At 70.8% G+C, this 7,315-nt stretch carries 6 protein-coding genes; all 6 read left to right on the top strand.

The genetic code is table 11. From position 1 onward, the window contains the following. Positions 1 to 165 (top strand): substrate-binding domain-containing protein (locus tag IE94_RS38465; protein ID WP_078606606.1); only part of this gene is annotated, 165 nt, incomplete at its 5' end. A 151-nt stretch (positions 166 to 316) separates the two neighbouring features. Continuing rightward, positions 317 to 1,732: an extracellular solute-binding protein gene (locus IE94_RS0127840; RefSeq protein ID WP_030189576.1), complete on the top strand. Its 1,416-nt coding sequence runs from the start codon at positions 317 to 319 to the stop codon at positions 1,730 to 1,732. A gap of 67 nt (positions 1,733 to 1,799) precedes the next feature. Further along, a complete protein-coding gene (locus tag IE94_RS0127835; protein WP_030189574.1) occupies positions 1,800 to 2,759 on the top strand; it encodes a carbohydrate ABC transporter permease in 960 nt (319 codons plus the stop codon). Between the two features lie 14 nt (positions 2,760 to 2,773). Next, a complete protein-coding gene (locus tag IE94_RS0127830; RefSeq protein WP_030189572.1) occupies positions 2,774 to 3,649 on the top strand; it encodes a carbohydrate ABC transporter permease in 876 nt (291 codons plus the stop codon). Between the two features lie 141 nt (positions 3,650 to 3,790). Then, on the top strand, positions 3,791 to 5,395 hold the full coding sequence (locus tag IE94_RS0127825; protein ID WP_030189570.1) for a glycoside hydrolase family 13 protein: 1,605 nt from the start codon (positions 3,791 to 3,793) through the stop codon (positions 5,393 to 5,395). Positions 5,396 to 5,518: 123 nt separating this feature from the next. Further along, positions 5,519 to 7,300, top strand: coding sequence for an ATP-binding SpoIIE family protein phosphatase (locus IE94_RS0127820; RefSeq protein ID WP_037923711.1), 1,782 nt, complete (start codon positions 5,519 to 5,521; stop codon positions 7,298 to 7,300). The last annotated feature ends 15 nt before the right edge of the window (positions 7,301 to 7,315 follow it).

Genomic DNA, 7,315 nt, shown 5'->3' with positions numbered 1-7,315 from the left:
GAACCACCCCTCACCACCATCCGCCAACCCATCGAGGCCATGGGCCGCGCCGCCGTCGACCTCCTCTGCGCCCAGATCCAGGGCACCGAAGTCCCCCACAGGGAACTGCTCTTCGAACCGGAACTCGTCGTCCGCCGCTCCACCGCACAGGTTTCCGCCCGGTAGCCGGTTCCCCGCACCTTCGACGTTCTGTCAATCATTTACGAAATCAGCGCGAGATATTGCGTTCACTTGTACGCGGTGGTTGAGTGTGCGGCGCCCCACAACGCATCGGCGGTGGGGCGCCTTCCACGTTCATGCCCGAAGGGGACCACCCATGAGAAGTGCTCGGTTCCGCCGTACTCGCCGTGCCGGCGCCATCACGCTCGTCTCCGCTCTCACCTTGACCGCTCTCGCCGCCTGCGGCACGAGCAGCAGTGACGACGGCGGCGGTTCCGAAGGCGGCAGCGGGTCCTCCGACCCGGCCGCTCCGCTGGACCCGAAGACCAAGGTGACGATCACCATCGACTGCATGCCGCCGAAGGCGAAGGCGGCCGAGCTGAAGGAGTGGCAGGAGGACGTCGAGGAGTTCAACAAGACCTACCCCAACGTCACCGTCGAGGGCCGCTCCACCCCGGGCCAGTGCCTGGAGCCGCCGCGCTTCACGGCGATGCTCAAGGCCAAGTCCCAACCCGACGTCTTCTACACCTACTTCACCGACCTGCCCCAGGTGCTCGACAACGACGGCGCCGAGGACATCACCGCCTACGTCAACGACAAGACCGTCCCGGCGCTCGGTGACATCGACCCGAACGTGCTCGGCTCGCTCAAGCACGAGAACAAGCTCTACGGGCTGCCCACGAGCAACTACACGATGGGCCTGCTGATCAACCGCAAGCTCTTCGAGCAGGCCGGACTCGACCCCGACACCCCGCCGCGCACCTGGGACGAGGTCCGCACCGCGGCCAAGAAGATCGCCGGTCTGGGCGACGGCATCGCCGGCTTCGGCGAGTACAGCGCGGGCAACACCGGCGGCTGGCACTTCACCGCCCAGATGTACAGCCGCGGCGCCGAGATCGTGGACGAGAGCGGCAAGAAGGCGGCGTTCAACAACGAGGTGGGCAAGGAGGTCGCCGAGAACCTCCACGCCATGCGCTGGGAGGACGGGAGCATGGGCAAGACCCAGCTGCTCAAGTGGGGCGACCTGCAGAAGCAGATCGCCACGGACAAGCTGGGCATGTTCCTCGCCGCGCCCGACGACATCACGTACATGGTCCAGCAACTCGGGGCCGACTACGAGAACTTCGGCATGGGCCCGATCCCGGGCGAGAAGAACACCCTCGCCGGCGGCAACAACTACATGATCAAGAAGGGCATCTCGTCCGACAAGATCAAGGCCGCCGTGGCCTGGCTGAACTTCGAGAACCTGACCGTCGGCAAGGGGCAGTTCGACTGGGCCCGCAAGAAGACCGACAAGCTACCGGTGGGCCTGCCGCAGCCCAACTTCTGGCTGAACGGCTCCAAGGAGAAGGACGACGCGGCCCGGCTCGAACACGCCACCATGCCGGTCGAGAACTTCAAGTCGTTCATGGACAACCCGGTCCCGGGCATGGCCGAGCCGCCGAAGGCGCAGGAGGTCTACAAGGTCCTGGACAACGTGATGTCCGGCCTCCTCACCAACGAGGACGCCGACATCGACAAGCTGCTCTCCAGCGCTGAGCAGCAGGTCAACCAGGTTCTGGCCACGCAGTGACCGGCTCCCTCGGGGGGCGGGCCGCACCGCCCCCCGGGGCCCATGAGATCAGTCCCAAGGAGCGACGATGTCGGCCCCCAGCCTGACCCCGAGCAAGGCGGCCAGAGCCCGCCACGCCCAGCCGCCGGTGGACGGCCCGCCCCGGCGCGGCGGGTCGTTCGGCAGGAGTCTGAAGCGCAACCTCACCGCGCACGGCTTCCTGATCGGAGCGGTTCTCTGCTTCGCGTTCTTCTCCTGGTACCCGATGGTCCGGGAGTTCTTCCTCGCCTTCCAGAAGACGGACCAGGGGGAGGTCTCCTGGGTCGGGCTGGAGAACCTGGAGACGGTCTTCAACGACCCGGCGTTCTGGCAGGCCTGGCGCAACACCCTGCTGTTCACCGTGCTGGCCCTGGTGCTCGGCTTCGCCGTGCCGTTCGTCGTCGCGATCGTCATCAACGAACTGAGGCACGGAAAGGGGTACCTCCGGCTGCTCGTCTACCTGCCGGTGATGCTGCCCCCGGTCGCCTCCGTCCTGCTGTTCAAGTACCTGTACGACCCCGGTTACGGCATGCTCAACGAGGTGTTCGGGTTCTTCGGGCTGCCCGAGCAGCAGTGGTTGCAGGACCCCGACCTCTCCATGCTCTCCGTGGTCCTCGCGTCGACGTGGATGAACATGGGCGGCGCGGCGCTCATCTACCTGGCCGCGCTCCAGGGCATCCCCGGTGAGCTGTACGAGGCGGCGGAACTGGACGGGGCGGGGCTGCTGCGCAAGATCTGGCACGTCACGATCCCGCAGACCCGGCTCATCCTCTCGCTGATGCTGCTGATGCAGGTCATCGCCACCATGCAGGTCTTCGTGGAGCCCTTCCTGCTCACCGGCGGCGCCGGTCCCGAGGGGTCGACGACCACGGTCGTCCACCTGATCTACCAGTACGCCTTCAACTTCAACGACTACGGTGCCGCGGCGGCCCTCGGCCTGCTGCTCCTCGTCCTGCTGGCCGGCTTCTCGGCGGCGTACGTGAAGCTCAGCCGCGCCGAGGACGAATAGAGCCGGGGGAAACGATGTCCACACGCACACTCATCTCACCGGCCCAGCTCGCCCGTCCCCGCGGGAAGGCGCTCTACTGGGTGGTGTTCGGCCTCGTCGTCGTCCTGTTCACCGTGGTCTTCCTCGGCCCGATGTACTGGATGGTCTCCAGCGGCTTCAAGGACACCCAGGAGGTCGTGCAGACCCCGCCGACGCTGGTCCCCGAGTCCTTCCAGCCCGACAACTACACGCGGGCCTGGGACGTCATGGACCTGGCGGGCCTGCTGGGGAACACCCTGTTCTACGCGTTCGGCGCGCTCGCCTTCCAGTTGGTGTTCGACGTGGCGGCGGCCTACTCGCTGTCCAAGCTCCGGCCCGTGTTCGGCAAGGCCGTCCTCGGCCTGATGCTGGCGACGCTGATGATCCCGGCGACCGTACTGGTGGTGCCGCAGTACCTGACGGTGCTCGACGTGCCGATCTTCGAACGCAACCTGCTGAACACGCCGTGGGCGATCTGGCTGCCCTCGGTGACCAACGCCTTCAACATCTTCCTGCTGAAGCGGTTCTTCGACTCGATCCCCCGGGAGCTGCTCGACGCCGCCTCCATGGACGGTGCCTCGCCGATGCGCACCCTCTGGTCGATCGTGCTGCCGATCTCGCGGCCGATCCTCGGTGTGGTCTCCATCTTCGCGATCGTGGGCGTGTGGAAGGACTTCCTCTGGCCCATGCTGACCCTGCCCGACCCCGCGAAGCAGACCCTGAACGTCGGGATCTACTCCCTGTCCAACGGGGTGCCCGTGAACGTGCTGATCGCCGCGCTCACCATGGCCTCGCTGCCCACGCTCATCATCTTCCTGATCTTCCAGCGCAACATCATGAGCGGACTCACCGCCGGCGGGCTCAAGGGCTGAGGCTCCGCGGCCGGGGCGCCCGCCGCCCGGCCCCCTCCCCCTCTCCCGGCCCGTCCCGTCAACCTTCGCCGCCGGCCCGTCCGACGCCCCGCTCCGTCCGGGCCGGCGGCGAAGATCCACCCTGCCCGAAAGGACCGTCACGTGGCAGCCCCCAACTCGCACCGCACCGACGACTGGTGGCGCGACGCCGTCATCTACCAGGTGTACCCCCGCAGTTTCGCCGACGGCGACGGCGACGGCACCGGTGACCTCGCGGGCGTGAGGTCGAGACTGCCCTACCTCGCCGAACTCGGTGTGGACGCCGTCTGGTTCACCCCCTGGTACGTCTCACCGCTCGTCGACGGCGGCTACGACGTCGCCGACTACCGCACCATCGACCCCGCCTTCGGCACCCTGGGCGAGGCCGAGAAGCTGATCGCCGAGGCTCGGGAGCTGGGCATCCGCACGATCGTCGACATCGTCCCCAACCACGTCTCCGACCAGCACGCCTGGTTCCGGGCGGCGCTGGAGGCGGGCCCGGGCAGCGCGGAGCGGGAGCGGTTCCACTTCCGTCCCGGCCGCGGCGCCGACGGCGAGCTGCCGCCCAACGACTGGCCCTCCCAGTTCTCCGGCCGCACCTGGACCCGGGTCCCTGACGGCGAGTGGTACCTGCACCTGTTCACCCCGGAGCAGCCCGATCTCAACTGGGCCCATCCCGAGGTGCGCCGGGAGCACGAGGACGTGCTGCGGTTCTGGTTCGAGCGCGGGGTGGCGGGCGTACGCATCGACTCCGCCGCCCTGCTCGCGAAGGATCCCGCGCTCGCGGACTTCGTGGAGGGCGTCGACCCGCACCCGTACATCGACCAGGACGAGCTGCACGACATCTACCGCTCCTGGCGCAAGGTCGCCGACGCGTACGGGGGCGTCTTCGTCGGTGAGGTGTGGCTGCCCGACGCCGAGCGCTTCGCCCGCTACTTGCGGCCCGACGAACTGCACACCGCCTTCAACTTCAACTTCCTGTCCTGCCCCTGGGAGGCGGACCGGCTGCGCCGCACCATCGACGACACCCTGGCGGAGCACGCCCCCGTCGGCGCCCCGGCCACCTGGGTGTTGTGCAACCACGACGTGACCCGCACGGCGACCCGGTACGGCCGCGAGGACACCGGGTTCGACTTCGCGAAGAAGGCCTTCGGCACCCCGACCGACCTGGCCCTGGGCACCCGGCGGGCGCGGGCCGCCGCGCTGCTGACGCTGGCCCTGCCCGGGTCCGTGTACCTGTACCAGGGGGAGGAACTCGGCCTGCCCGAGGCCGACATCCCGCGCGAGCGGATCCAGGACCCGATGCACTTCCGCTCCGGCGGCGTCGATCCGGGACGGGACGGCTGCCGGGTGCCGCTTCCGTGGGCCGCGGACGCGCCGTACTGCGGGTTCGGCTCACAGAGCGAGCCCTGGCTGCCGCAGCCGGAGGGCTGGTCGGCGTACGCGGCGGACCGCCAGGGCGCGGACCCGCAGTCGATGCTCTCGCTCTACCGCGCGGCCCTGGCCCTGCGGCGCTCCACCGCGGGGTTCGGCGACGGCGCTCTGGAGTGGCTGCCCGCGCCGGACGGCGTCCTCGCGTTCCGGCGCGCGGGCGGCCCGGTGTGCGTCGTCAACCTGTCCGCCGCGCCGGTCGAGCTGCCCGCGCACGCTGCCGTGCTGCTCGTCAGCGGGCCCCTGGACGGGGCCGGGCGGCTGCCGGGCGACACGGCGGTGTGGCTGCGCGTCTGAGCCGCCGCCGTACGGCATCCTCCGCCGGCACCCCCGTTGGCGTCCGTCGGCGGGGGGTCCGCCGTCGCCGGTCGTCCCGCGGCAGGGCAGAATCGGGGCAGGAGGCCGTGGGAGGAGGCACGCGTGCGGGAACGAGCGTGGCTGGGCGGGCTGCGTCGCCCCCCGAATCCCCTCGTGAGCGGGCACCGGGCGGCGCGGGGCGCTCTGCGGTCGATGACGGAGGCGCTGGGCGCGCGACGCCGGCTGTCCTGGCTGAACGCGGCGGACCTGAGCATCGGTACCACGCTGGACGTGCGGCGGACGGCGGAGGAGCTGGCCGACTTCATCGTGCCGGAGCTGGCCGACGGCGCCGCGGTGGACCTGCTGGACTCGGTGCTGCGGTTCCAGGACGGCGACCGGGTCACGGGCGAGGACCCGCCGCGGCTCAGGGCCATGGCGGTGTCGGAGATCGCGGGCCTGAACCTCGCGCCCGATCCCGTGGGCGAACTGACGGTGCACACCGCCGACCGGCTGGGGCAGCGGTGTCTCACCACCCGTCGGCCGGTGCTGCTGTCCCGGATGACGCGCGCCGACTTCGCCGTGATGGCCCCCTCGCGCGAGGCGTCGGACATCATGCGCCGGGCGGGTGTCCACTCCTACCTGGCGGTGCCGCTGATCGCCCGCGGGGTGCTGCTGGGGCTGGCCGACTTCGTCCGGGCCGGCCACCGGGCGCCGTTCAACCGGACCGACGTGGCGCTCGCCATGGAGCTGGCGTCCAAGGCCGCCGTGTACATCGACAACGCCCGGCTCTACGGCCGCGAACGCGACCACGTGGTGACCCTCCAGCGGGCGCTGCTCCCCCGGTCCAGCCCGAGCACCCCGGGCCTCGACGTGTCCTCGTGCTACGAACCGGCCGCCGATCCGGCCGCCGTGGGCGGCGACTGGTTCGACGTGGTCGCGCTGCCCAGCGGGCGTACCGCGTTGATGGTGGGCGACGTGATGGGGCGCGGCCTGGCCGCCGCCGCGACCATGGGGCGGCTGCGCACGGTGGCGCGGACCCTGATGGCGCTGGACATCGCGCCCGAGCGGTTGCTGGCCCGGCTCGACCTGGCCGCCCGCGATCTGGAGGAGGACCAGGTCGCCACCTGTCTGTGCGCGGTCTACGACCCCTGCGGCGGCACCTTCCGCATCGCCAGCGCCGGGCACCCGCCACCGCTGCTGACCGGGCCCGACGGCACCGTCTCGTTCCTGGAGGTGCCCGCGGGGGCGCCGCTGGGGGCGGGGGTGATCCCGTACGACCCGGTCGAGCGGGCGATGCCCGAGCGGAGCCGGCTGACGCTGTACACGGACGGGCTGATCAGGTCGCGCTCGGCCGACCTGGGCGCCCAGCTGGAGCGGCTGCGCGAGGCGCTCGGCGGCGGCGTGCCCGAGGACACCGCCGAGTGCGGGAGGGTCGCCGAGCTGGTCGGCGGCGACCGGTCGGACGACGCGATCGTGCTGGCCGCCCTCGCCCGGCCGCTCGGCCCGGAGTGCGACGTATACGTGCGGGCGCTGCCGCCGGACGGCAAGGCCGCCGGGCAGGCCCGTGCGGCGGTGCGGGAGCAGTTGGGGCGGTGGGGGCTTCAGGAACTGGTCGACACCACGGAGCTGGTGGTCAGCGAGCTGGTCGGCAACGCCCTGCGGTACGGGAACGCCCCGGGCGAGCTGCGGCTGCTGCGGCACGAGCGGCTGTCCGTGGAGGTCTCCGACTCCGGGCCCGACCTGCCGCAGATCCAGCACGCGGACGTGAGCGACGAGAGCGGGCGCGGTCTCCAGCTGATCAACATGATGTGCCGGCGCTGGGGCTCGTGCCGCACGCCCGGCGGGAAGGTCGTCTGGGCCGAGCAGGACCTGCCGGTGCGGGCCGGGACACCCGGCCCGCCCTAGCGGCCGCGCCGCCCG

Source organism: Streptomyces violaceorubidus (assembly GCF_000717995.1).
GTDB lineage: Bacteria > Actinomycetota > Actinomycetes > Streptomycetales > Streptomycetaceae > Streptomyces > Streptomyces violaceorubidus.
This window is presented reverse-complemented; position numbering and strand designations above follow the sequence as displayed.

Excerpts from the sequence above, each read along its gene's own strand:
- IE94_RS0127840 (WP_030189576.1), top strand. The coding sequence starts at position 317 with ATGAGAAGTGCTCGGTTCCGCCGTACTCGCCGTGCCGGCGCCATCACG.
- IE94_RS0127835 (WP_030189574.1), top strand. The coding sequence starts at position 1,800 with ATGTCGGCCCCCAGCCTGACCCCGAGCAAGGCGGCCAGAGCCCGCCAC.
- IE94_RS0127830 (WP_030189572.1), top strand. The coding sequence starts at position 2,774 with ATGTCCACACGCACACTCATCTCACCGGCCCAGCTCGCCCGTCCCCGC.